Here is a 416-nt window from a genome sequence, read left to right on the forward strand (position 1 = left end):
ATTCTCCCAGCCCCAGTGCTTCAACCACGAGCGAACCTCCGGATGCACAAGCTCGGTAATGTCCGTGATGCCCTGATCCCAGTAATCGCCACCGCCGAACAACAGGTCGCGAATGTACGTGGCATCGAGTTCCCGGTTCGTGGCTTTGTCCGTATAGCACGGAACCTCGATCGACCCCCACTGCGGGAATTTCTTCAGGTAGTACGAACTCTGGTCCTTCGAATGGCCGATGAGGACTACCTCCACTTCGGTGACGAGACCGGTGGAATGAAGCGCATCCATCTCCAGCGCGCGCTTCGCGAAATCGACGCGACGCTGGACTTCAGCCATCCATTTGAAGTCGTTGTCATGCAGTTGATCGTTGAGCGTTTCGAGTTCGAGGAAGCCCTTTTCAATGGCTTCCGGATACACAGCCT

Annotated in this window: 1 protein-coding gene; it reads right to left on the bottom strand. The window is 56.0% G+C overall.

Going from position 1 to position 416, the window contains the following annotated elements; all coding sequences use genetic code 11:
* Positions 1-416 (bottom strand): hypothetical protein (locus tag AC1RP4_RS07755; protein WP_481763234.1); only part of this gene is annotated, 416 nt, incomplete at both ends.

The organism is Dellaglioa sp. CoH-56-MRSF-10 (genome assembly GCF_056782175.1).